Annotated in this window: 22 protein-coding genes and 1 pseudogene; 16 read left to right on the forward strand and 7 right to left on the reverse strand. The window is 64.5% G+C overall.

Annotated features, from left to right (window positions below):
* Positions 1–31 precede the first annotated feature (31 nt).
* From BcanWU425_RS15410 to BcanWU425_RS15425, 4 genes are all read left to right on the forward strand, one after another.
* On the forward strand, positions 32–1,339 hold the full coding sequence (locus BcanWU425_RS15410) for an adenylate/guanylate cyclase domain-containing protein (protein WP_204511630.1): 1,308 nt from the start codon (positions 32–34) through the stop codon (positions 1,337–1,339).
* 153 nt (positions 1,340–1,492) lie between these two features.
* Positions 1,493–1,696 (forward strand): hypothetical protein, encoded by a 204-nt coding sequence (locus BcanWU425_RS15415; protein WP_083926403.1) that lies wholly within the window; start codon positions 1,493–1,495, stop codon positions 1,694–1,696.
* Positions 1,697–1,722: 26 nt separating this feature from the next.
* Complete coding sequence (locus BcanWU425_RS15420; protein ID WP_231190577.1) at positions 1,723–2,097, forward strand: amidohydrolase family protein; 375 nt, start codon at positions 1,723–1,725, stop codon at positions 2,095–2,097.
* A 53-nt stretch (positions 2,098–2,150) separates the two neighbouring features.
* Positions 2,151–3,065, forward strand: a complete 915-nt coding sequence (locus BcanWU425_RS15425; protein ID WP_204511629.1) for a PhzF family phenazine biosynthesis protein — start codon at positions 2,151–2,153, stop codon at positions 3,063–3,065.
* A gap of 149 nt (positions 3,066–3,214) precedes the next feature.
* Here BcanWU425_RS15425 and BcanWU425_RS15430 read toward each other — a convergent pair whose 3' ends face one another.
* Positions 3,215–3,676: a DUF488 domain-containing protein gene (locus BcanWU425_RS15430; RefSeq protein WP_018455600.1), complete on the reverse strand. Its 462-nt coding sequence runs from the start codon at positions 3,674–3,676 to the stop codon at positions 3,215–3,217.
* 22 nt (positions 3,677–3,698) lie between these two features.
* Entirely contained in the window at positions 3,699–4,520 is an 822-nt protein-coding gene (locus tag BcanWU425_RS15435; protein ID WP_085385045.1) for a DUF72 domain-containing protein, read from the reverse strand.
* A 115-nt stretch (positions 4,521–4,635) separates the two neighbouring features.
* Between BcanWU425_RS15435 and BcanWU425_RS15440 the strand changes: the two genes are divergently transcribed.
* The 4 genes from BcanWU425_RS15440 (at position 4,636) to BcanWU425_RS15455 (ending at position 8,211) form a co-directional block, all read left to right on the forward strand.
* Complete coding sequence (locus tag BcanWU425_RS15440; RefSeq protein WP_085351074.1) at positions 4,636–5,016, forward strand: hypothetical protein; 381 nt, start codon at positions 4,636–4,638, stop codon at positions 5,014–5,016.
* A gap of 89 nt (positions 5,017–5,105) precedes the next feature.
* Complete coding sequence (locus tag BcanWU425_RS15445; RefSeq protein ID WP_026232985.1) at positions 5,106–5,309, forward strand: hypothetical protein; 204 nt, start codon at positions 5,106–5,108, stop codon at positions 5,307–5,309.
* A 259-nt stretch (positions 5,310–5,568) separates the two neighbouring features.
* A complete protein-coding gene (locus BcanWU425_RS15450; protein WP_026232986.1) occupies positions 5,569–6,702 on the forward strand; it encodes a glycosyltransferase family 2 protein in 1,134 nt (377 codons plus the stop codon).
* Positions 6,703–6,708: 6 nt separating this feature from the next.
* A complete protein-coding gene (locus tag BcanWU425_RS15455) occupies positions 6,709–8,211 on the forward strand; it encodes a glycosyltransferase family 39 protein (RefSeq protein ID WP_204511628.1) in 1,503 nt (500 codons plus the stop codon).
* 25 nt (positions 8,212–8,236) lie between these two features.
* Here the strand turns inward: BcanWU425_RS15455 and BcanWU425_RS15460 are convergent, their stop codons facing one another.
* On the reverse strand, positions 8,237–10,126 hold the full coding sequence (locus BcanWU425_RS15460; protein ID WP_204511627.1) for a CHASE2 domain-containing protein: 1,890 nt from the start codon (positions 10,124–10,126) through the stop codon (positions 8,237–8,239).
* A 75-nt stretch (positions 10,127–10,201) separates the two neighbouring features.
* A pseudogene (locus BcanWU425_RS15465) lies at positions 10,202–10,725 on the reverse strand (FecR domain-containing protein).
* A gap of 645 nt (positions 10,726–11,370) precedes the next feature.
* Between BcanWU425_RS15465 and BcanWU425_RS15470 the strand changes: the two are divergent.
* Positions 11,371–12,444 carry a DUF2778 domain-containing protein gene (locus tag BcanWU425_RS15470; RefSeq protein ID WP_204511625.1) on the forward strand — a complete coding sequence of 358 codons (1,074 nt, stop codon included), beginning with the start codon at positions 11,371–11,373 and terminating at the stop codon, positions 12,442–12,444.
* 73 nt (positions 12,445–12,517) lie between these two features.
* Here BcanWU425_RS15470 and BcanWU425_RS15475 read toward each other — a convergent pair whose 3' ends face one another.
* On the reverse strand, positions 12,518–13,342 hold the full coding sequence (locus tag BcanWU425_RS15475) for an SDR family NAD(P)-dependent oxidoreductase (protein WP_204511624.1): 825 nt from the start codon (positions 13,340–13,342) through the stop codon (positions 12,518–12,520).
* A 22-nt stretch (positions 13,343–13,364) separates the two neighbouring features.
* Complete coding sequence (locus BcanWU425_RS15480; RefSeq protein WP_085361701.1) at positions 13,365–14,198, reverse strand: MurR/RpiR family transcriptional regulator; 834 nt, start codon at positions 14,196–14,198, stop codon at positions 13,365–13,367.
* 136 nt (positions 14,199–14,334) lie between these two features.
* On the opposite strand from BcanWU425_RS15480, the gene BcanWU425_RS15485 reads away from it, so the two are divergent.
* From BcanWU425_RS15485 to BcanWU425_RS15515, 7 genes are all read left to right on the forward strand, one after another.
* Positions 14,335–15,627 carry an ABC transporter substrate-binding protein gene (locus BcanWU425_RS15485; protein WP_231190578.1) on the forward strand — a complete coding sequence of 431 codons (1,293 nt, stop codon included), beginning with the start codon at positions 14,335–14,337 and terminating at the stop codon, positions 15,625–15,627.
* Positions 15,628–15,733: 106 nt separating this feature from the next.
* Positions 15,734–16,654, forward strand: a complete 921-nt coding sequence (locus BcanWU425_RS15490) for a branched-chain amino acid ABC transporter permease (RefSeq protein ID WP_204511623.1) — start codon at positions 15,734–15,736, stop codon at positions 16,652–16,654.
* 5 nt (positions 16,655–16,659) lie between these two features.
* A complete protein-coding gene (locus BcanWU425_RS15495; RefSeq protein WP_085361703.1) occupies positions 16,660–17,703 on the forward strand; it encodes a branched-chain amino acid ABC transporter permease in 1,044 nt (347 codons plus the stop codon).
* The gene (locus BcanWU425_RS15500; protein ID WP_204511622.1) at positions 17,700–18,443 is read left to right on the forward strand and encodes an ABC transporter ATP-binding protein; all 744 of its coding nucleotides are present in this window, start codon (positions 17,700–17,702) and stop codon (positions 18,441–18,443) included. Before BcanWU425_RS15495 ends, BcanWU425_RS15500 begins: the two co-directional genes overlap by 4 nt.
* On the forward strand, positions 18,440–19,141 hold the full coding sequence (locus BcanWU425_RS15505; RefSeq protein WP_018455615.1) for an ABC transporter ATP-binding protein: 702 nt from the start codon (positions 18,440–18,442) through the stop codon (positions 19,139–19,141). The genes BcanWU425_RS15500 and BcanWU425_RS15505 overlap by 4 nt, the downstream gene beginning before the upstream one ends.
* Positions 19,142–19,801, forward strand: a complete 660-nt coding sequence (locus BcanWU425_RS15510) for an ATP-binding cassette domain-containing protein (protein WP_204511621.1) — start codon at positions 19,142–19,144, stop codon at positions 19,799–19,801. It begins immediately after the preceding gene.
* A gap of 30 nt (positions 19,802–19,831) precedes the next feature.
* Positions 19,832–21,268: an NAD-dependent succinate-semialdehyde dehydrogenase gene (locus BcanWU425_RS15515; protein WP_204511620.1), complete on the forward strand. Its 1,437-nt coding sequence runs from the start codon at positions 19,832–19,834 to the stop codon at positions 21,266–21,268.
* A gap of 18 nt (positions 21,269–21,286) precedes the next feature.
* Here the strand turns inward: BcanWU425_RS15515 and BcanWU425_RS15520 are convergent, their stop codons facing one another.
* The gene (locus BcanWU425_RS15520) at positions 21,287–22,645 is read right to left on the reverse strand and encodes a caspase family protein (RefSeq protein ID WP_204511619.1); all 1,359 of its coding nucleotides are present in this window, start codon (positions 22,643–22,645) and stop codon (positions 21,287–21,289) included.
* Positions 22,646–22,681: the final 36 nt, after the last annotated feature.

Genomic DNA, 22,681 nt, shown 5'->3' on the forward strand with positions numbered 1-22,681 from the left:
GGCAAGATGCCCCTGGAATCAAGGGGGCGGAATGGTCAGTTTTGCGAGCAGGAAGGCCCGGCAGCATGCCGTGATGTCCGAAGACTTCGAGCGCGAGCTGACGCGCGAGGTGCTGCGCACCGAGCTCGTGCGAGTGAGGGCGCTGATCACGACGGGCTGCGTCATCGTCGTGTTCCTCACCGCGATCTACCTCGTCAATTCCTCCGTGGTGCAGCGGGTCTGGCGGGGCACGGAGGGGCTTGCCGAGGTCTATGGTCTCCTGACCGGCTTCATCCTGTTCGAGGTCTGGGTCCACAGCCAGATCAGGCTAAACCTCAAGCTCGACCGCGATCTGCCGGTGATCCGGCGCTATATCGGCGCGCTGATCGAGACCTCGCTGCCGACCGTCATCCTGATCCTGCAGATCCGCAGCATGGGCGCGAGCCAGGCGCTCGGCTTCGTCGTGCCGCTGATCTATTTCATTTTCGTCATCCTCTCGACCCTGCGGCTCGACTTCTGGCTGTCCACCTTCACCGGCTTCGTCGCTGCGGGTGAGTTGCTCGCTGTGGCGCTGATCTTCGATCCCGCCAGCGGGAGCGGCGAGCCGCAGATCTATTTCCACGCGGTGCGAAGCACCATCATCCTGATCTGCGGCGTGCTTGCAGGCGCGGTCGGTGCGCAGCTCCGCCGCCAGTTCGCCGCAAGCATTGCCGCAGCGACCGCGCGCGACCGGGTGACCAACCTGTTCGGTCAGCACGTGTCGCCACAGGTGGTGGAGCGGCTGATGGCGGCGGGGACGAGCGCCGCCGGCGACCTCCGCCGCGTCGCCGTGATGTTCGTCGATTTCCGCGGCTTCACCGCCGGCGCGCAGTCGCGCACCCCGCAGGAGGTGGTCGACCGGCTCGACGGCGCCTTCGCCGTCCTGGTCGACATTCTCGACCGCGAGGGGGGCATCGTGAACAAGTTTTTGGGCGACGGCTTTCTGGCCCTGTTCGGCGCGCCGCTGGAGACCTCCGACGCCGCGCACCGCGCGGTCGCCGCGGGCCGCGAGATGCTGACCGCGATGGCGCGCATCAACGCGCAGACGAGCTGGCCGCTCAGAATCGGAATCGGCATCCATTTTGGCGAGGTCGTCGCCGGCAATATCGGCTCGCCCCGGCGCAAGGAATACACGGTGATCGGAGACACCGTGAACTTCGCCTCCCGGCTGGAGGCGCTGAACAAGGAGTTCGGCTCGCAGCTCTTGATCTCGGCGGCGGTCCGCGAGGCGCTGGGCGAGGACGGCGACGATGCGGTGTCGCTTGGGGAGGTCGAGGTGCGCGGCTATGAGCAGAAGGTGGCGGTGTTTCAACTGGGGTGAGGGCCGCCGCCTGCGCCTTCACTTGTGAGTCGCGTTTCGTTGAAGCGGCTCGCGTTTCGTTGAAGGCGCGTGATGAAATATCCTTGGTAGCTTTTGGGTCTTGCACGGTGGAAGCCGAAAATCTCAGCTTCCCTTTGTCACCCGGAGAAGCCAATGACTCGATCGATCCTTGTTGCAGCCGCCCTGATCGCCGCCGCTGTCACCCAAAGCCAGGCCGCATCGGCGCGGGACAGCGTGCCGCGCCGCGCCGCAACTCACGTGGCGACCGACTGCGTCAGGGCTCCGGCAGCAGGCGCGTATGCCTCTGCGCCTTACGCACAGCCGCCTTGCCTGCCCAACACGGCGTCCGCGTACTAACTCGCGGCAGAGACGAAGCCGGGCCGGTGAAGTCCGCCAGCCCGGCGTCGCGAACGCTGATGGCGGACTGCGCGGGATCTCGCGCTGGAGGCGGAGTAGATTCGGCGCCGTATCGCAACGGCGCGGCCGGCGAAGATTTTGCGAAGACGGCCTACCCGCTGCTGCGCAACGCGTACGGCCTCGATCGACTGCTCTGGGGCAGCGACTGGCCGCACACGCAGTTCGAGAAGGCGCAAAGCTACGCGAAGAACCGGCGATTTATCGATGGGCTGATCGTCGATCAGAGTGAACGCGCGCAAGTGCTCGCATCGCCACGTTCGCTCTGCCGCTTTTCCGTCTTCCGCGATTGCTCCGATTGCACTCTATTTTGGGGCATGACGGGCGATGTCGCCGGCTTGTAGAGTGCCGGCGATGCAGCCGACCGCGGCTGCGCTTGCGTGAAGAGGAAGCGAAGATGCAGCGCCGCTACATCACCGTCGACGTGTTCACCGACCGCGCCTTCGGAGGCAACCAGCTCGCCGTGGTGCTGGATGCCGGCGGGCTCTCCACGCAGCAGATGCAGGCGATCGCGACCGAGTTCAACTATTCGGAGACGACCTTCGTACTGCCGCCGCGCGATAAGGCCAACGACGCCGAAGTGCGCATCTTCACGCCGGTGTTGGAGATCGCCTTTGCCGGTCATCCCAATGTCGGCACAGCCTTCGTGCTGGCGTCGCTGGCGAAGGAGCCGAAACCGCGCCTGCTGTTCGAGGAGAAGGCGGGGCTCGTGCCGGTCGAGATCGTGTGGGAGCAGGGCCGGGTGGTCAGAACGGAGCTGACCGCGCCGCAGCCGCTGGCGCGGTATGCGCCACTGTCACCTGCTGAAGCCGCGAGTTGCATCTCGCTCGGCGCGGATGACATCAAGACCGACAACCACGCAGCGCACGTCGTCACCGTCGGAAACGCGTTTCTCGTGATGGAGCTGCATTCGCGCGAGGCGCTGAAGCGGGCCCGGCCGGATGCCGCGGCCTATGGCAAGATATTGCCACGCGATGGCGCCCGCTCGGTGTGGTTTTATACCCGTGACGTGCCCGCAGCGGAGGCGCCATGTGAGCGCCAGGCGCGCATGTTCATGCGCGGCGCCAGCGGCCTCACCGAGGATCCCGCGACCGGCAGCGCAACCGTCGCAGCCGCCGCGCTGTTCGCCGATCTCGATCCCAGGCGCGACGGCGAGTTGAGGCTCACGGTCGGCCAGGGCTTTGACATGGGCCGGCCCAGCATCCTGCAGACGCGCGTGCGCAAGCAGGACGGCAAGATCGTCTCCGCCCATGTCGGCGGCAGCTGCGTGCAGATGATGGAAGGGACGTTGAGGCTTGATGGGGAGGGTTAGCTCTCTATTCCATCGTCATGCCCGGGCTTGTCCCGCCTGCGCGGCCGAAGCCGCTTCGGCGACGCGAAAGCCCGGGCATCCACGTTCTTCGTGCTGTGTGGCAAGGCGTGGATGGCCGGGACAGGCCCGGCCATGACGGAGGGAGTCGTTCAGGCCTGCCGTCCCGCCAAATTCTTCACCGTTACCCCATCGCGCTCCTCGATGATCTCCGCGATCATCTGGCGGTGGCAATGGGTGTGGTCGCGCTCGTAGCAAAGCAGGCAGACGGGACCGGCTTTCTTCACCAGCGCCGAGAGCTCGTCCATCTGCTCCCTGGCCTCCGGCGTCTTCAGGTGCTTTGAGAAAACCTTCTCCAGTACATCGTATTGCCCGCTGCGGGCGGCGAGGCGGCCTTCCTTGGGCGTGCCGAGCGCTGCCAGATGGACATAGGCGATGCCGCGTTCATCGAGGCCTGCGGCGAGCTGCCTCTTGGAAAAACCGGGCCGGCGCGATGACGTCACCGCGCGCACGTCGACGACGAGCTTGACGCCGGATTGCTCCAGCTCGTCGAGCACTGCCTTCGGCGGCGTCTGCTCATAGCCGATGGTGAAGAGCTTTTTTGCCTTTGCCATGAGACACCTTTAGCGAAATACCTCAGCTCACCCGTGCGATCAGTTCCATCGCGCCGGCCGGCGCGCGCACCTTGCCCTCGTGGATGACATAGGCGAACACGTCGCGCGGTTCCTTCTTCGGCTTGGCCTTGTCGACCTTCGGCAGGTCGTCGGGTTCGCTTCCCTCGGCCCAGTCCTGAAAGCGCTTGGCCCAGGCATCGAGCTGCTTCGGCGGATAGCAGGTCTTGATCTCGTCATTGCCCTTCTGCAGTCGCGCATAGACGAAATCGCCGGCGACGTCGGCGATCGCCGGATATTTGCCGTGCTCGGCGAACACGACGGGCGTCTCGAATTCGCGGATCAGCGCGACGAAATCCGACGTGCAGAAACTGTCGTGACGGACCTCGACGACGTGGCGCAGCGCGCGTCCCTCGAGCTTGCGCGGTAACAGCTCGAGGAATTTTCCGAAATCGGCGCCGTCGAATTTTTTGGTCGGCGCAAACTGCCACAGCACTGGCCCAAGATGATCGCCGAGTTCCAGCACGCCGGAATCATAGAAACGCTTGATGGAATCCCCGGCCTCGGCCAGCACGCGCCGGTTGGTGGCGAAGCGCGGCCCCTTCACCGAGAACACGAAACCATCAGGCACCTCGCTCGCCCATTTGCGAAAGCTCTCCGGTTTCTGCGAGCCGTAATAGGTGCCGTTGATCTCGATCGAGGTCAGCTTCGAGGCGGCGTAGGACAGCTCCTTGGCTTGCGTGAGCTTCTCCGGATAGAACACCCCGCGCCATGGCTCGAAGGTCCAGCCGCCGATGCCGATGAAGATGTTGCCGGATTTTTTGGACGCGGTTTTTGCTTTGGCCACGGGAGGATCTCGGATGCGGGAGGAGGGCCTCCATCCTAATCAAACCAGTTGTGATTGGCCAGTTGCGACGTCCCGTCTAAGCTCGCGATAGGATCTGCGAAAAAAGGAGAACAAGATGCGGATGCTGATGGTGGGAGCGGCGCTCGTCATGATGACATCTGCTGCCATGATATCTTCAGTTATGGCCGACGATGACGATGCCAAGGGTGCGCAGAAGCTCGCCACGCAGGGCCGCGACGATTATTGGCATTGCCTGGCGCGGGAATATTCGCGCGTCGGCAATCAGGGCCTGTCGGAACAGGATTTTGGCCGCTCCGTCGCCGGAGCCTGTCCGTCGGAGCGACAATACTACCGGGTGGCACTGCTCGATTATCTCACCACGCAATATCCGGATATTGATGCCGGCGCCCATCTCGCGACCGCGAACAGGGCGGTGGAGGCGGCGCAGAAGGACATCGTGACGGCCTTCGTCAAGCACAAGCCGCCGCAGAAATAGCCCATTGAACCGGTGCGTCCGGCAAGCCCTTCCGGCAGCGCGCTCATCCATGGTATCACTGGGCGCATCTGGAACAGGGATGGGTTTCCATGTCGTCTGAGTCGGTGGGGGGCATTTTGGGCGCGATCGTCGCGGCGATTGTGCTTGCGGTCGCCGTCGTCTTTGGGCCGATCGGCCAGTACGGCAAGCCGCCCAAGCCTGCGAAGGCCGAGCCGGCCGGGGCTGCGGCGCCGGCGGCTCCTGCCGCGCCCGTGCCGCGAGGGCCGGTGATCAAGGAAGTCCCGAACCAATAAGGGCGTGAAAAAGGCCTCTTTCGCCCCTTGTAAAGCGGCGTTGCCGTTCCCATTTAGCTTCTAACGGCGACGTTGAGCGAAAAACTCCGGCGCTGGAACGACCTTGGAATAGCCCAGGCTGCGCCGGATGTACGCGCCGCCCGCCGTTCCGGGGTCGTTGGCATTTTGGGACCCCTTTTTGGGCCGCTCCCCAGAGAAACCCCGGCTTGCTGGCGCAAGTTCTTGGCAGCACAGGACGCGGCGGATATACGCTGCCGTCATGAATCAAGCGATCAGACCGGGCTCCGATAACCCACGGGCGGCTTCGCCGGCGCCCGAATTGTCGGTCGTCGTCCCGACTTTCAACGAACGCGACAATGTCACGGTGCTGTACCGGCGGCTGGAGACAGTGCTGGCCGGCATCGCCTGGGAGGTCGTGTTCGTCGACGATAATTCGCCTGATGGCACCTGGGACGTCGTGCGCGCGCTGGCCCAGCGCGATAGCCGCGTGCGCTGTGTCCGCCGTATCGGCCGCCGCGGCCTGTCGGGGGCCTGCATCGAGGGCATCCTGGCCTCCAGCGCGCCCTATGCGGCCGTGATCGACGCCGACCTCCAGCACGACGAGACGCAACTGCCGAAGATGCTGTCGCTGCTCGCGAGCGGGCAGGCCGAACTCGTGGTCGGCAGCCGCTACATCGAGGGCTACAAGAGCGAAGGCTTCAACAAGCAGCGCGCCGGCGCCAGCGCGCTGGCAACGGAACTCGCCAGGAAAGCGCTGCGGGTCGAGATCGCCGATCCCATGAGCGGCTTCTTCATGGTTCGCCGCGACCGCTTCGAGCAGCTCGCGCCGAAACTTTCCGTGCACGGCTTCAAGATCCTGCTCGACCTCGTCGCAAGCGCTAACGGCACCTTGCGCGCCATCGAAATTCCCTACACGTTCGGCGAGCGCCAGCACGGCGAAAGCAAGCTCGATTCCATGGTCGCGCTGGATTTTCTCGGCCTCGTTCTGGCGAAGTTCACCAACGATGCTGTCTCGTTACGCTTCCTGCTGTTCGCGATGGTCGGCGGCATCGGCCTCGTGGTGCATCTCACCACCCTGTTCATATCGCTCGAGCTGTTCAAGGAGCCGTTCGCGGAAGCGCAGGCCTCCGGCGCCATCGTCGCAATGACCAGCAATTTCGTCCTCAACAACTTCCTCACCTACCGCGACCAGCGGCTGAAGGGCTTTGCACTGCTGCGCGGCCTGATCGCGTTCTACATCGTGTGCAGCGTCGGCCTGCTCGCCAATGTCGGCGTCGCCTTCTCGGTCTACGACCAGGAGCCGATCTGGTGGCTTGCGGGTGCGGCCGGGGCGCTGATGGGCGTGGTGTGGAACTACGCGATGTCCGGACTGTTCGTCTGGCGCAAGAAATAGCTCACGATGGGCGGGGCTGATGCGCGGATCGTCCGCAATACCGCGCTGGTGATCCTTGCGCTGGTCGGCTTGCGGCTCGTCGCAGCCGCCGTCACGCCGATCACCTTCGACGAAGCCTATTACTGGATGTGGTCGCAGAACCTCGCCGGGGGATATTACGACCACCCGCCGATGGTTGCCTACGTCATCCGCGCCGGGACCCTGATCGCGGGCGACACCGAACTCGGCGTTCGCGTGGTCTCGATCCTGCTCGCGCTGCCGATGAGCTATGCGGTCTATCGCTCCGCCGCGATCCTGATCGGCGGCGCGCGGGTGGCCGCGACCAGCGCCATCCTGCTCAATGTAACGCTGCTGGCCTCGGTCGGCACGCTGATTGTCACGCCCGATGCGCCGCTTCTGGTTGCCTCCAGCTTCGTGCTGTTCTTTCTCGCCAAGGTGCTGGAGAGCGGCCGCGGCATCTGGTGGCTCGCGGTCGGCGCAGCCGTCGGTGCGGCGCTCCTGTCCAAATACACCGCGATGTTCTTCGGGCTGGCGATCCTGATCTGGATCGCTGCCGTGCCGAAACTGCGGCACTGGTTTCTCTCGCCCTGGCCGTATCTGGGCGGTTTCGTTGCGCTCGCGTTGTTCTCGCCGGTGATCCTCTGGAATGCCGATCATCAATGGGTCTCGTTCGCAAAGCAGCTCGGGCGCGCCAGGATCGAGGATTTTCGTCCGGTCTTCATCGCCGAGCTGATTCCGACGCAGATCGCGTTCGCAACCCCGCTGGTGTTCATCCTCGGCGCGATGGGGCTGCACGCGCTGACCTGGCGCCGGGCCGGCGCACTCGCCTCGCGCGTGCTGATCGAGACGATGTTCTGGACCATCGTCGCCTATTTCGTCTGGCATTCGCTGCATGCCCGCGTCGAGGCCAACTGGTTCGCGCCGGTCTATCCGCCTTTCGTCATCGCGGCGGCCGCCGCCGCCAATCTGGTGCAGTGGAAGCCGCGGCAGCGTCGCCTGGTGGATTTCTGCCTGCGCTGGGCCGCACCCACCGGCATCGTGATGTTTGCCGCGCTGATCGTGCAGGCCAATACCGGCTGGCTGTCCGGCTATCGCCGCGATGCGACCGTGCGTAGCGTCGGCGTCGGCTGGCGCGAGCTCGCTGCCGAAATCGAAGCGGTGCGAGCTCGCAATGGCGCGACCTGCGTGCTTGCCCCGGACTACGGCACGACGGGCTGGCTCGCCTTCTATCTGCCGCGCGGCAGCTGCGTGGCGCAGCAAAACCAGCGCATCCGCTGGGCCAACATGCCCGAGCCGGATCCAAAGCTGCTTGCGGGCAAACTGATCTATGTCGACGAGCTGCGCTCTGACGGCCATCCCGCCGTCCACGATCTCTTTGCCAAGGTGACGCAGGTCGCGCAATTGCAGCGCAAGCGCGGCCCGCTCGTGATCGAGACTTACAGCATCGATCTGCTCGAAGGCGCCAAGGGCGACGTGCTGGACCGCTCGCCGCCGCCGGAAGCGCGGTAGCTCTCCTCGGAACGACGACGAAAGTTCAGTTGATCATCTCGGCCTTGGTCGAGGCCTGGTTCGGCCTGTCCTGGTCGCGCCAGAACCAGACGCTCACGACGCCGGAGCGGCCGCGGACCTGCGTGAGCAGGGGGCCCGACAGAACGCCGTGGGGAGCGCCCTGGAAATCGGCCGCATCCAGCAGCGTATCGCTGAGCGCGAGACGCGCGCCGTTTTTAGCAGCGACCTCCATCAACCGGCTCGCGACGTTGACGGTGTCGCCCGTCGCCGTGATGTGCTGATGGCTTTCGCCGAGGCGGGAGGCGACGATCGGGCCGAAATGCGCGCCGATCTTGAAGCCGAGCTGATCCCTGATCGCTGGCGGCAACCACGCGATCCAGCGCTCGACGCCGCGGTGCAGGTCGATCGCGCATTTCAGCGCGCGTGCGGCGTCGTCGGGCATCGCGCCGGGCAGGCCGAACAGGATCATGGCGCCGTCACCGAGAAAGCCGCTGATCATGCCGCCGCAATCGACCGCGGTCTTCTCGATCAGCGCGTGAAACGCCTTCAGAATGTCCTGGAGTTCACCCGGATCGATCCGCTCGCTCAGCGCCGTGAAGCCGGAGAGATCGATGAAGACCATTGCTGCGTCCTGCCGGACGGGTGTTGACAGGAAATTCGGATCCCGCGCCAGCCACTCCTGCACGGCCGGCGCCTGGAATTGCGCGAGCGACCGGCTCTTGGCGGCAAAATATTGCGTGCGGCGGCCTCCCGCCCACAATTGCACGCCGGCAAAGACCGCAACCGGCGGCACTGCCGCGGCGAGCGTGCTCGCGGCGTTCAACCAGACGCCATGCGTGAACGCAAACAGATTGAACCCGGCCCAGGCGATCATCACCGCGGCCGCGGCGACGATGCCGAGCGCGCTGCGCCGCCAGGCGAGCAGGCCCACCAGCAGCACCGGCAGCAGGATCGCGATGAGCGCGTCGGCGATGTGGACCTTGCGGTCGCGCACGATGCTGTCCCCGGCAACGAGATGGGTGATCGCGGTGGAGACCACTTCGACGCCGGGCATTAGAGAATCGAACGGTGTTGGGTAAAAATCACCGCCGCCGGCGACCGAGGCCCCGATCACGACGATCCGGTTCTCGATCGCCGCGCGACTTAACGTGCCGTCGAAGATGCTCTGTGCGCTGACGGTGCGGATGGTCCGGCGCGGGCCGTAATAGGTGATCGGTAACGCGAAGTCGGTATCGGTGGGCACCGCGCGGTCGCCGAGCATCAGATGGTCCGGCGCGATCGTCAGCGACTTGTCGAGCGCGCGCGCCGCGACCCGCAACGGAAAGGACAGCTCGACCTTGTCGCTCGTCCGGAACAGCATCGGCACCGAGAGCGGTGAGCCCGATTGTCCGGTCGCAACATTGACGACGCCGACTTCGGCATGCTCGGCGAACGCCGGCAAGGGCAGCAGGAAGCGCTCGGCCTGCGGCAGGGCGGCGAGGGGGCCTTGGCCGCTGGTCTCCACGGTCTCGCTGGCGGACGGGAAGATCGCTGCGGCGGCAAGGACGATGGGACCCGTAGCCAGCGTATTTGCCAGCGTAGCGTCGCCGATCGCAGCGCTGCGATCGACCAGCAGCAGGTCGATCGCGACGACCTTCGGCTTGAACTGCACGATGGTGTCGACGACGCGGGCGAGATCGGCGCGCGGCAGCGGATAGCTGCCGCCGCGCTTCACGACGGTGTCGTCGATCGCGACGATGGTGACGAGATCGGGCGGAACCCGCACGCCGCGGACCTGCGTCCGCCAATCCGTCAGCGTCGCCTCGAGGCGATCGAGAAAACGCAGATGACCGTTGGCGTGACCGGCATAGATGCCCGCGCCCCACAGTGCGGTGAGGACGAGTGCCACCAGGATCTGAACGCGTCGGCTACTCATGTGGTCGTGTTGCAATTTCTCTATCGTCCAAATGCTGTTCGCCGCGCCCAGGTGACCCGAACCATTGGCCAAGTCTTACTGACCAAGTCTTGCCATCAACGCGTCGACGCGCGGCTGGCCCCATGTCTTGACCGTCAACGGGCCTGTGGCTTCCACGTCGACGCCTTGGCCACGGTCTAATACCACGCTGCGCCCACCATTCCTGCGGCTCACGCCGACACGGCCGTCAGCCACGAAGACGGAGTCTTGGCCTCTGCGACATCGACCGCCCATTTCGTGCCGCGCACCGCGGCGATCGCCTGCGGCGTCAGCACCTTGAAGGGATTGCCGCCGGGCTTCTTGGGCACCTCGACCAGCAGCGCTTTGCTGCTCAACTCCACCGAGTCTATATGTCCGTCGCGGTTAGCGTCCTTAAGTTCAAATCTGGCACCGCTTTCGGCAACGATCGTGATGCCGTTGTCGCAGCGCCAGGTCTGCGTACCGGCAGCAGACGGCGCCGCCGTGCAGCCCACATTGGCGGCAGGCTGGGCAATCGCATGTCCGATCAACAGAAACGACCCCGCCAGAGCGAAAAACCCTGCGCGCACGAACTCTCTCATGCCAGCCTCCGTTTGCGTGCTCGGCACCGTTCAAGGCGATCTTGATACGGTACCGTATCACACGCAGAGGCTGCTGAAAAGTGCCGGTTGCCGTAGCTATTTTCTCGCTGCGGCCTTTTCCAGTGCGGTGCGATCAACTTTCGGTCAGGCACCTGCTCGCGTACGCGGTGTAGCTGCTGACAACCGCGCTACGGCTGCGGAGGAGAGGGTGCTTGCGCACCAGCCTCGCGCAACGCTTCCCCGCTATCTTCCGGGTATTGAAGACCACGAAAACGACTTGGTTGGATGGCCTTAGAGATGCGGCCGAAGACGGTCGCCGGCAACGCCAATCCCGCCGAGAATCATAGTTAACAGACGCGCTTAAGTCCGTAATTCTGCGGGCTTTTTTCTCCAAATGGGACACCCGAACGGGTTGCCCCACATCCGCCCGAACTTAATCCGCATTTAACTAAAAGTGGCCTTAATGACGCTCCGACCCTCTGCGAGATGCTGTTCCCGGATCGTGACCAGCGGCGCTTCGAAGGGGGACTTAGTGACACCGTTCTGGACGCAAGGCGAATGAGTACGAGTATCGCTGCGCAAGGCATCGCGGCACGAAAGTCCAAAGGGTTCTCGAGCAATTCCTATCGGAAGCCTTCCCGGAAAATGACTACCCAAAACGTGCTTGGCGCCGCCGTGATCGGCTGCGTCGTGCTTGGCGCCGGCTGGACCATCTACAGCAACATCTTTGCCGCCAGCGTCTATCCGACCGTCGGCAGCAGCGGCTACGACGAGCCAGTGGTCAAGCGCGCGCCCAGGGTCGCGTTGCGCGAGGCCGGTGAGGCCGTCAAGGACGCCTTTGCGCTCTTGCCCGACCGGTTGCAGGTGGCAGCGCCGATCTCGCGCGAGATGTTCAATGATCGCTTTGCCGCGGCTGCAACCCAAGGCGTGACATCGAATGCGGCCAGCGCCGCGCCCGCAACCAAGGTCGCCGAAGCCAAGGACGCGCCGAAGCCGAGCGTGATCGCGAGGGTCGCGGAAGTCCTGAAGCCAGGTCCCGCCAAGATCGCTGACGCCGCGAAGTCCAAGCGCGGCGCTGACGCGCCGGTGCAGCTTGCCTCGGCAGATCCGGCCGAGATCGTGCCGGCGCCTGAGGCGAAGCCAAAATCGATTGCCGATCGCGCCAAGGCTGCGGTGATGTCGATTACCGGACCGCGCCAGTCGATGGTGGAAAAGCTCTGGGGCAAGCGCGAGCCGTCCGGTGGGCTGCTCGCCTATGCCTCGGCCGACGCCAGCGTGACCGCCTCCATCGCGCCGAAGGAGCAGAACCCCATGCTCGGCGGTTCGGCGCCCTATGAGCGTGACACCGCGGTCTACGACATCTCCGCTAAAACGGTTTACTTGCCCGACGGCACCAAGCTCGAGGCGCATTCCGGCCTCGGCTCCAACCTCGACGACCCGCGCTCCTCGCGCGTCCGCATGCGCGGTGTGACGCCGCCGCACATCTACACGCTGAAACCGCGCGAGGCACTGTTTCACGGCGTGCCCGCGCTGCGCCTGACCCCGATTGGCGGTGAGAGCGCGATCTACGGCCGCGACGGCCTGCTCGCGCATACCTTCATGCTCGGGCCGAATGGCGATTCCAACGGCTGCGTGTCGTTCAAGGATTATTACGCGTTCCTCGATGCCTACCGCAACAAGGGCATCCGCAAACTCGCGGTGCTGGCGCGCGTGGACTAGGCTCAGTCGATTCGAGATCACGCAAAAGGGCCGCTTGCAGCGGCCCTTTTCTATTTCGCTTCGCGGGTACGTTTTAGCCCGGCCAGCACTGCCCGCCGCCGTCGATCCGCAGCACCTGACCGGAAACGAAGGCGCCCATGGGCCCTGCGAAGAATTCGACAACGCGCGCGACCTCGTCGACGGTTGCGATCCGGTCGAGCGTGCCGGTCTCGACCATTCTGTCGGGGTCGACTGCACGCGTTCCGAGGAAGCGGCCGGTGCGGGTATCTCCGGGCGCGATGCAGTTGACGGCGACGTCGTAGGGGCGGAGCTGGTCGGCCAGGCATCGCGTGTAATGGGTCACGCCGGCCTTCGAGACCGCATAGATCGAGCCTTGGGTACGTCCCTTGAAAGCGGCGACGGAGCCAAGCGTCACGATGCGGCCGCGTCGGCGCTCCATCATGCCGCGCGCGACCGCCTGGCATGTCAGGATGGTGGAGAGCAGATTGCGCTCCAGCACCGCGCGCACGTCGGCCTCCTTGATATTCACCGCATCGTTCGGATCGGGCTTGCCGCCGCCGGCCGCGATATCGCCCCCGGCATTGTGCACGAGAATGTCGATCGGGCCGAGTGCCGCTTCGGTCTCCGCGATGACGCGTGCGATGTCCTCGCCCTTGGTGAGATCGCCGAGCACGCGCTGGCTGCGAACGCCGAATTCGCGGCCGATCTCGACGGCGACCGCGGTGAGGGTGGTGCCCTCGCCATACTCGGCCGGCCCGTTCTCGCGCATGCCGTGGATGGCGACGTCAGCGCCGAGCGCGGCAAGCTTCTCTGCAAAAGCGCGGCCGAGCCCGCGCCCCGCGCCGGTCACCAGTGCAACTTTGCCTGCCAGAAGCTTGTTGGTGTCATGCGATGACATGATCTTGTTCCTGTTGTGAATGTCAGTCTGCGGCGAGGTCGAGGCCGATCGCCAACGCCTGCACGAGGCACATCGGTGCGACAAGCGTACGCAGCGCGGGCTCAGGCATGTCCTGGATCTCGAACACGACGCTCGCGCCCTCGACGATCGGGCTCAAAAGGCTGTCGGTGATGGAAATCGTGGGCACGCCCCGCGCGACGAGTTCGGGAAACAAGCGCGCCGTATCCGGATAGTAATTTCGGAAGCTGATCGCGACCAGCGCGTCGTCTGATGTCGCCGCGTGCGACTGCTCGTGGATGCTGCCGCCAAGGCCGTCGAGCAGGACGACGCGCCGTCCGAGCTTGCGCAGCACGTAGGCGAGGTGGATCGCAACCGGGAACGAGCCGCCCAGGCCGAGCAGATAGATGTCACGTGCCTTGGCAAGGATCGCGGTTGCGGCGTCGAGTTCGGGCGCATGGACGGATTGGCTGAGCGTGACCAGCGATGATTGCGCTTCGGACACGAAACGCGACAAGACCGCGGCCGGCTGGCGGCCGAGCACTGACTTCTCCTGGCTCTTCATGCGGGCGAGGCGCGCCTTGTAGCTTGGCGCGACGCCGGCGACGAGACGGGAGCGGAACACCTGCTGCATCTCGGTGAAGCCGCCGAACCCGAGCGCATGCGCGAAGCGAACGATCGCCGACGGCGGCACCCCTGAGCGCTGCGCCACCTCCGCCACGGTGCCGAGTGCGACATCGGTCGGGTGATCGAGCACGAACTCCGCGATCTGCTGTAACCGGCCGGACAGTGCCCGGTGCCGCTGCGCGATCGCGCCGCGCAGTTCGTCATAAGTCATGGCGCCAGCCGCCTTGTTCATCGAGTCGGATCTCCGGATCGGTCGCCTGTTTAACGGCATTTCATCGTTTGGATCAAATATTCTACTTTACATAACAGATAGAATGAATATTCTAATCTCACAAAAAAGCAAAAGACTTCGAAAACGGGAGGACACGATGAGAGGGCGTCAGATCTCACGGCGAAGCGTTCTGAAGGGCAGCTTGATGGCGAGCGTCATCGGCGGCGCCGGCAGCTTCTTTGGGCCGTGGCGGCAGAATCATGCCTGGGCGCAAGGCGCGAAACCGATCAAGCTGGGCCTGACGTGCGATGCCAGCGGTCAATACGGCAACAGCGGCCAGGATGATTTCCGCGGCATCAAGATGGCGATCGACGAGATCAACGCCAAAGGTGGCGTACTCGGGCGCCAGGTCACGTTCATCACGGCGGACACCGAGACGACGCCAGCTACCGGCAGCCGCGTCGCGGAACGTTTCATCACCCGCGAGGACTGCACCATCCTGATCGGCGCGCTGCATTCGGGCGTCGCCAACGCCATCACACAGGTCGCTAGCAAATATGGTGTGATCTACATGAACACCAATTCCTCCGCGCCCAGCGAAGCCGGGGAGAACTGCTCGCGCGTGAAATTCGTATGGGACGGCAACGGCACCAATTTTTCCAAGGCGTCGGTCAAGAACGCGGTGGACTCCATCGGCAAGAACTGGATGCTGCTGACCAACGACTATGTCTGGGGTCACACGACGTCTGCCGCGACCAGGACGCAGGTCGAGAGCGCCGGTGGCAAGATCCTCGACAATCTGCTGGTGCCGCAGAACACGCGCGACTTTACTGCCTATCTGCTGAAGATCCAGCAGGCCAAGCCCGATGTTGTGGCGACCGCAGTTGGCGGCGACGATATCAAGGCATTGCGCGAGCAGGTGGCGCAGCTCAAGCTCGACGGCAAGCCGGCCTGGATCAACAACCAGCAGGACTGGCCCGATGTGTGGGGCGCGCCCGACAGCCTGTTCGGCGTGTTCGGCACCACCTGGTATCACAAGCTGCCGCTGCCCGGCGTCGCCGAATTCGTCAAGAAGTGGCAGGCCGCCAACAAGGACGGCCCGATCCCGGTGCCGGGCAACGTCTCCTACAACGGCTACATGTCCACGCGCGAACTGCTGCGTGCGATCGAGCGGGCAGGGTCGACCAACAACGTCAAGATCATCAAGGAGCTCGAGAACCTGAAGGTCTCGGCGACCGATCGCATGCAGCATTTCGACGCCTACATGGATCCGATGACGCACCAGATGCAGCAGACGATCTATCTGGCGCGGCGCAACGCCAAGCCGGTCGACAATACCGATCTGTTCGAGATCATCAGCTGGACGGAGCCGAAATCGGCCGCCGATGATGCGGCACCCGGCAAGTGCAAGCTCACCCCCTACGAGCAGGTGCCGACCGTCGACTCCTAGAGACGGTGCGTCACATCGCAGAACGAGCGGCGCGCATCTCGCGCGCCGCGCCTCCGGGACCGTCAGCCTCCCGGATGACACATGCCAGTTGCGAGAGCCAAAAACCTTGTTCGACCTTCTTCCGCATCTCCTCAACGGCCTGACGCTCGGCCTGTTGTTCGCGCTGATCGCACTCGGCTTCATGCTCATCGTCGGGCTGATGGAGCAGATCAACCTCGCGCACGGCTCCCTGTTCGCGCTCGGGGCTTATGTCGCCATGCAGCTCACGGGGCCGCGCCCTCCATTGCCGATGGAACTTGCGAAAGCGTGGCTCGCGCTGCCGCTCGGCTGGCGCTATGCGTCGACGTTGATCATTGCTCCCGTGATCGTGAGTCTGGTCGGCATGCTGATCGAGCTCTGCATGCGGCGCACTTACGGCAAGGATCCGCTCTACGGGCTGCTCCTGACCTTCGGCGCCGCGATGGTGATCGAAGAGATGATCCGCCTGGTGTGGGGCACGCGCGACTACGTGCTGCAGGTGCCGTCCGCCATCAACGGCGGCTTCCTGTTCGGCGACCTGATCTGGTCGACCTATCGCTTCTACGCAGCGGGCATCGCGGCCGGGGTCATCGGCCTGGTCTGGCTGTTGATCGAAAAGACCTCGTTCGGTGCGACGGTCAAGGCCGGCGCGCATGACAGCGAGATCGTTCGCGCGCTCGGCATCAACCTGTCGCGGTTGCGGATGCTGGTCTTCGTGTTCGGCACGATGCTGGCCGCGATCGCGGGCATCATCGTCGCGCCGATCTGGGGCATTCGCCCGCATATGGGCGTCGATGCGGTCATTCCTGCGTTCCTGGTGATCGTGCTCGGGGGCGTCGGCAGCTTTTGGGGTGCGGTCGTGGCGGGTCTTTTGGTCGGACTGTGTGTCGGCCTTGCCGGCGCCTACGCGTCCGAATGGTCGCTGTTGTCGATGTACATCTTGCTCGTGGCCGTCGTGACGTTCCGCGCGCGCGGCCTCTGGGGCAAAAAAAGCGTGCTCGAGGCCTAAAGGGAATGATTGTGGGACCAAAATCTTCACCGGACGCTGCGCGCCTCGTGACGCCGACGATGCTGGTGCTCTGGCTCGTGCTTGCAACGGTGCCGCTCTGGATCACGCGGATCGGGCTCTATCCCTATCTCGGGATCGAGATCCTGATCTGGTCGCTCTATGCGCTCGCATTCAACCTGGTGCTGGGCACCGCCGGACTTCCGTCGTTCGGTCATGGTGCCTATTTCGGCATCGGCGCCTACGCGTTCGGTCTCTGTCAGTTCGACATCCTCGCCAATCTCTGGATATGCCTGATTGCCGCGGCCGCGGCGGCAGGTCTCGCCGGCGTGCTGGTGGCGCTGTTCATCTCGCACAGGCGCGGCATCTATTATGCCTTCATGACGATTGCCTTCGGCCAGATCTTCTGGACGTTGGCGATAAAATCGCACCGGATCACCGGCGGCGAAGACGGCCTTCTCAAGATCAAACGGTTGCCGGCCGATTTCGGGCTTGTGTCGTTCGATCTCAACGACAATGTCGCGTTCTACTATTTCGTGCTCGCCGTCTTTGCGGTCGGCACCGCCGCATTGTGGAGGCTGGTGCACTCGCCCTATGGCCGCGTGGTCGCTGCGATCAGGCAGAGCGAAGTTCGCGCGAGCCATCTCGGCTATAATGTGTGGCTCTACAAAGTCGCGATCTTTGCGCTGTCGGCCGCCGTCTCGGGGTTTGCCGGCGGATTGTTCGCCATGGCGCAGCTCGCCGCATTCCCCGACGTCATGAGCCTGCATCAATCCGGCTACGTCGTGATGATGACGCTCGTCGGCGGTGGCCTCGTCAGCTTCTGGGGCCCGGTGATTGGCGTATTTCTCTTCCTCACCGCCCGAGACGTGATCGGTGCGCTGACCAATGCCTGGATGCTCTATTTTGGTCTGCTGTTCATCGCCATCGTGCTGTTTCGCCCCGAGGGCATTGCCGGCGCGATATCCGCTGCCGTGCAGCAGCACTCACTCGGCGCCTTACGGCAGCGCGGTACCTCGGCGATGCGGCTGCTGTTCGGGAGCGGGCGATGAACATGATCGAAGCCGCAGCCGTTCATGTCCGCTTCGGCGATCGGGTCGTGCTGGAGAGCGTCGATCTCGCGGTCGCGGAGGGCGAGTTTCACGGCGTGATGGGCCCGAACGGCGCCGGCAAAACCACGTTCTTCAATGTCCTCACCGGCCGGGTGAAACCGAACCGTGGTCGAGTCCTGCTCGCCGGCGAGGATGTCACGGGCCTCAGCCCGCACCGCATCGCCACCAAGGGCATCGCCCGCTCGTTTCAAATCATGACACTGTTCGACGAATTCTCCGCGCGTGACAACGTCATGATGGGCTTGCCCGAGTTTCGCGCCCGTGGCCACGATGTCGCGCGCGCAGCGGCGGGCGACAGCCGGCTTGCCGCGAAGGCCTCTGAATCGCTGGCGGCAGTTGGGCTTGCCGACAAAGGCGACATCCGCGCCAAGGACCTGTCCTATGGCGACCGGCGCGCGCTGGAGATCGCGGTCGCCCTGGCGCAGGCGCCCCGGGTGCTGTGCCTGGACGAGCCGACGTCCGGCCTCGGCTCCGACGGGGTGCACCGGCTCGCAGCCCTGATTGCTCGCCTGAAGGGGCGGCTGACCATCGTCGCCATCGAGCACGATATGGAGTTCCTGTTCTCGTTGGCTGACCGGATCTCGGTCATCCATTGGGGCCAGGTGGTGGCGCGCGGAACGCCACACGAACTGCAGCAGAACGAATGGGTGCGGCGCTCCAATCTCGGGAAGTTCGCATGATCCTCGAAGTGGACGCGGTCGATACCTTTTACGGCGAGACCCAGGCGCTGTTCGGCGCCTCGCTTGCCATCGAGCACGCCAAGGTGTTTGCGCTGCTCGGCCCTAACGGCGCCGGCAAGACGACCATGCTCCGCTCGATTCTGGGGCTGACGCGTCCGCGCCGCGGCTCCGTTTGTTTCGACGGTCACGACGTCACGCGCGATCCGACCCACGAGATTGCGCGCGCCGGCATCGGCTGGGTACCCGACGACCGCCGGCTGTGTCCGACATTGACGGTTGCGCGCAACCTGTCGATCGCGCAAAAGCGCACGCGCTTTCGCCACTGGAGCGTCAAGGAGGCCGCTGCGATCTTCTCACCGCTCGAATATCTCATGGAGCGCGACTGCGAAAACCTGTCGGGCGGCGAAATGCAGATGGTGGCGATCGCCCGCGCGCTGGTCGGCTCGCCGGGATTGGTGCTGTTCGACGAGCCGAGTCAGGGATTGGCGCCGAAAATCGTCGGCGACGTGCTCGCGACGATCTTGCGCATGAAGGACGAGGGCATTGCCTCGCTGGTCGTGGAGCAGAACGCCGAGATCGCGCTGGCGGTCGCAGACCATGCCGCGGTGATCGATCGCGGCCGGATCGTCTGGACCGGGGAGGCCGCGGCCTTGCGCGATGACCGCGGGCTTCGTCAGTGCTTGCTGGGAGTACAATAAGTGGCCGCACCGCTGCTCGTTCTCGACGACGTTCGAAAGGTCTATACACGGGGCCGCGTGATCCGCCGACCGACATTCACGTTACAGGCAAACCTGTCGCTGGACGAACCTGATATCGTTGGTGTCGTCGGCCCGAATGGCGCCGGCAAGACGACCTTGTTCGAGATGATGACGGGCTCGAACGCCCCGACCTCCGGGCGCGTGCTGGTCGCGGGCACCGATATCCATGGTGTCAAATATCGCGAGCGCGACCGGCTCGCGATCCACTATCACCAATCCTATCAGGTTAGGCGCTTCCGGAAGCGCATTCCGTCCGCCTTCCTGGCGCCGTCGCCAACCCGGACGCCGCTGGTTCACCTGTTCGACGAACCGCAGTTCAACCTGCAGGATGGCTATATCGGCTTCATGCTCGATTTCTTCCGCAAGCTGCGCGACGAGGGGCGGCTGGTCGTGCTCTGCATGCATCCGACGGCGGCCTGGCACCTCGACATCCTTGCCGAGATCGCCGGGCGATTCCTCTTTGTGGCCGGCGGTGGGGTGACACGCATGGCCGATTTCGGCGCTCTGGTCGCCGAGCCACGCTTCCGCTCCTATCTGGGGCCGGAGATGACAAAGGCGGCGGACGCGATTTGTCACCGAGCTATTCCTATCCCGACCTAACGCAGAAAAAAGCGACCACAGGAGAATCCGTTGGCCTATTCGAACACCCAGCTTTTCATTGGCGGCAAATGGCGACCGGCCCATTCGGGCAAGGTGATCGAGGTCCGCAATCCCGCGACTGAAGAGGTGATCGGCACCGTCGCCCATGCGGGACGGTCCGACCTCGACGAGGCACTCGCCGCAGCCAGCGCCGGCTTGAAAATCTGGCGAAACGTTGCTCCCTTCGAGCGCTGCCGCATCATGCGCAAGGCCGCCGCGATCATGCGCGAGCGCAATGAGGAGATCGCGCCGCTGCTCACGATGGAGCAGGGCAAGACGCTCGGCGAGGCCAAGATGGAGGCGATGGCCGCCGCCGACGTGATCGAGTGGTTTGCGGAGGAAGCCAAACGCGCCTATGGCCGCCTGATCCCCGCGCGCGGCCCGGGCATCTACCAGCTCGCGATCAAGGAGCTGGTCGGCCCGGTTGCGGCGTTCACGCCCTGGAACTTTCCGATCAATCAGGTCGTGCGCAAGCTCTCCGCCGCACTCGGCGCCGGCTGCTCGATCATCGTCAAGGCCCCGGAGGAGACGCCGGCCTCGCCCGCACAGCTGATCCGCGCGTTTGCGGACGCTGGCGTGCCCGATGGCGTCATCAACCTGGTCTACGGTATTCCTGCCGAGATCTCCGAATATCTCATTCCGCATCCGGTGATCCGCAAGATCTCGTTCACAGGCTCGACCCATGTCGGCAAGCAGCTCAATGCGCTCGCGGGCCTGCACATGAAGCGTGCCACCATGGAGCTCGGCGGTCATGCGCCGGCGATCGTTTTCAAGGACGCCGACGTCACATCGGCGGCCAAGATTCTGGCGGCAGCAAAATATCGCAATGCCGGGCAGGTTTGCATCTCGCCGACGCGGATGCTGGTCCAGGATGACGTGTTCCGTGAATTCGTCGACACATTTGTCGACAGCGCCAAGTCGTTCAAGGTCGGCAACGGCCTCGATCCCGAATCCAAAATGGGCTCGCTTGCCAATCCGCGCCGTGTCACCGCCATCGAAGGCATGGTGCAGGATGCCGTCGGCAAGGGGGCAAAGCTCGAGACCGGCGGTAAACGCGTCGGCAACAAGGGCCATTTCTTCGAGCCGACGGTGGTGAGCGACGTGCCGAAGGATGCGCGCGCCATGAACGAGGAGCCGTTCGGCCCGCTCGCGCTGATTTCACGCTTCTCGTCGTTCGACGAGGTGGTCGAGGAGGCCAACCGCTTGCCGTTCGGGCTGGCGTCCTACGCCTTCACAAGCTCGGCAAAGACGGCGGCTGCGATCGGTTCGGCAGTCGAAGCCGGCATGATGTCGATCAACAGTTTTGGTCTGGCGCTGCCCGAAGTGCCGTTCGGCGGCATCAAGGATTCCGGCTACGGCTCGGAGGGCGGCACCGAGGCGATGGAGGGTTATTTCAACACCAAGTTCATCAGCCAGACGGGCGTGTGACCGGCCGGGGATGCGCAGCTAGCGTTTGACGAAAACCAGATTGCAGGCCCGCGCCTCGTTGCGCTTGCCGGTTCCGCGGGTGCGATCGAACTGCGCATCGACCGTAAAGGCGTAGGGCGAGCCGGGCGCTAGATTGTTCAGCGTGTACGCGCTCGCTCCCGTCGTGCCGCGCGCGCTCAAGGTGGTCTTGCCGTCCGCCGGGATCTGGCCGTCGATCTCGAGCCGGTTGATGTTGTTGCCCGGACCCTGCGCCTCGGCATGAAGCACGCCGTTCGTGACGGTGGCGACCAGAGGTCTGGTGAAGCCCTGCGCCTTGCCGGTGGCCAAGCAGTTCAACGTCACGTCCCAGCTGCCGTCAAAATCCTTGCTTCCGCCGCTCCGGCCGTTGCCTGACGGCGCGAGCGCCACCTTCTGCTTCAGCCCCTCGATTCGAGCTTTGGCGAGCGTGGCGAAGATGCAATTCGGGAATCTCGCGAGGTGATCCTCGAAAGCGCCCAGCGTGCCGATGCCGTCGGCAGCCTTCCAGTGTGCTTCTGCTGCTGCGCAAGGGTCAGCCCGGGGCGCGGCTTGTGGCGCCGCCGGCGCCACCGTGACTGACACCGGTCCGTTCAGGTAGAACTTGCCGATGATCGACAGCGACAGCTCCGGGAGTTGGGTCTTGCCGCTGGAATCGTAGACGTCGCTGCTGATGTCGCGAAAGACTTCGCCGATCTCCTGCGGCTCCTCGATGTGCTTCAGGAACGCCGTCGTATAGGGGCTGTTGCGGCCGCTGCCATCGGCCGCCGTCTGCCCGGACTGGGTTGAGAACGACACGATCGTGCCGCGCGGTGCTTCGACTTTCGACAGGCCCCGCCCGATCGAGGCGCCGCGCGTCATGCCGGCGGAGCGTTTCAAGGTTTCGGCCAGCGGATTGTCGCGGCAGGAATCGAGGATGAGGATGCGCAGGTTCTTGGCCTGCTGCAGGTCGTTCACGATGTCGTCCACCCGCACGAAGCGCTTCAGGTCGGCTTCGTCGCTCAGCACGGCATCGACAGGCATCAGATAGTTCACGCCGTTGTACTGCATCGCATGGCCGCTGTAGTAGAACATGGCGACGTCGGCTTTGCTCGCGGCGCGCGCGAAGCGGATGGTGAGGTCCTGCATGTCAGCTTGGCGCAGGTCGATGCCCTGGAGCACCTCGAAGCCGCTGCGCTTGAGCGAGGCGGCGACGTCTTCGGCATCGTGCGACGGGTTGGGAAGCTGCGCCGTACTGGCATAGGCGCCATTGCCGATCACCAGGGCGACGCGGGTTTCCGCCGATGCCGGCGCAACGGAAAGCCAGCAGGCCAGGAGGGCAAGGCAAAGTCCGGCCGGGCAAAATCTGGAAAGAGCACGCATGAATGCCTTCCAAGGAAATGTCGAAAAATATCCCTC

Source organism: Bradyrhizobium sp. WU425, from assembly GCF_021052305.1.
GTDB lineage: Bacteria > Pseudomonadota > Alphaproteobacteria > Rhizobiales > Xanthobacteraceae > Bradyrhizobium > Bradyrhizobium canariense_D.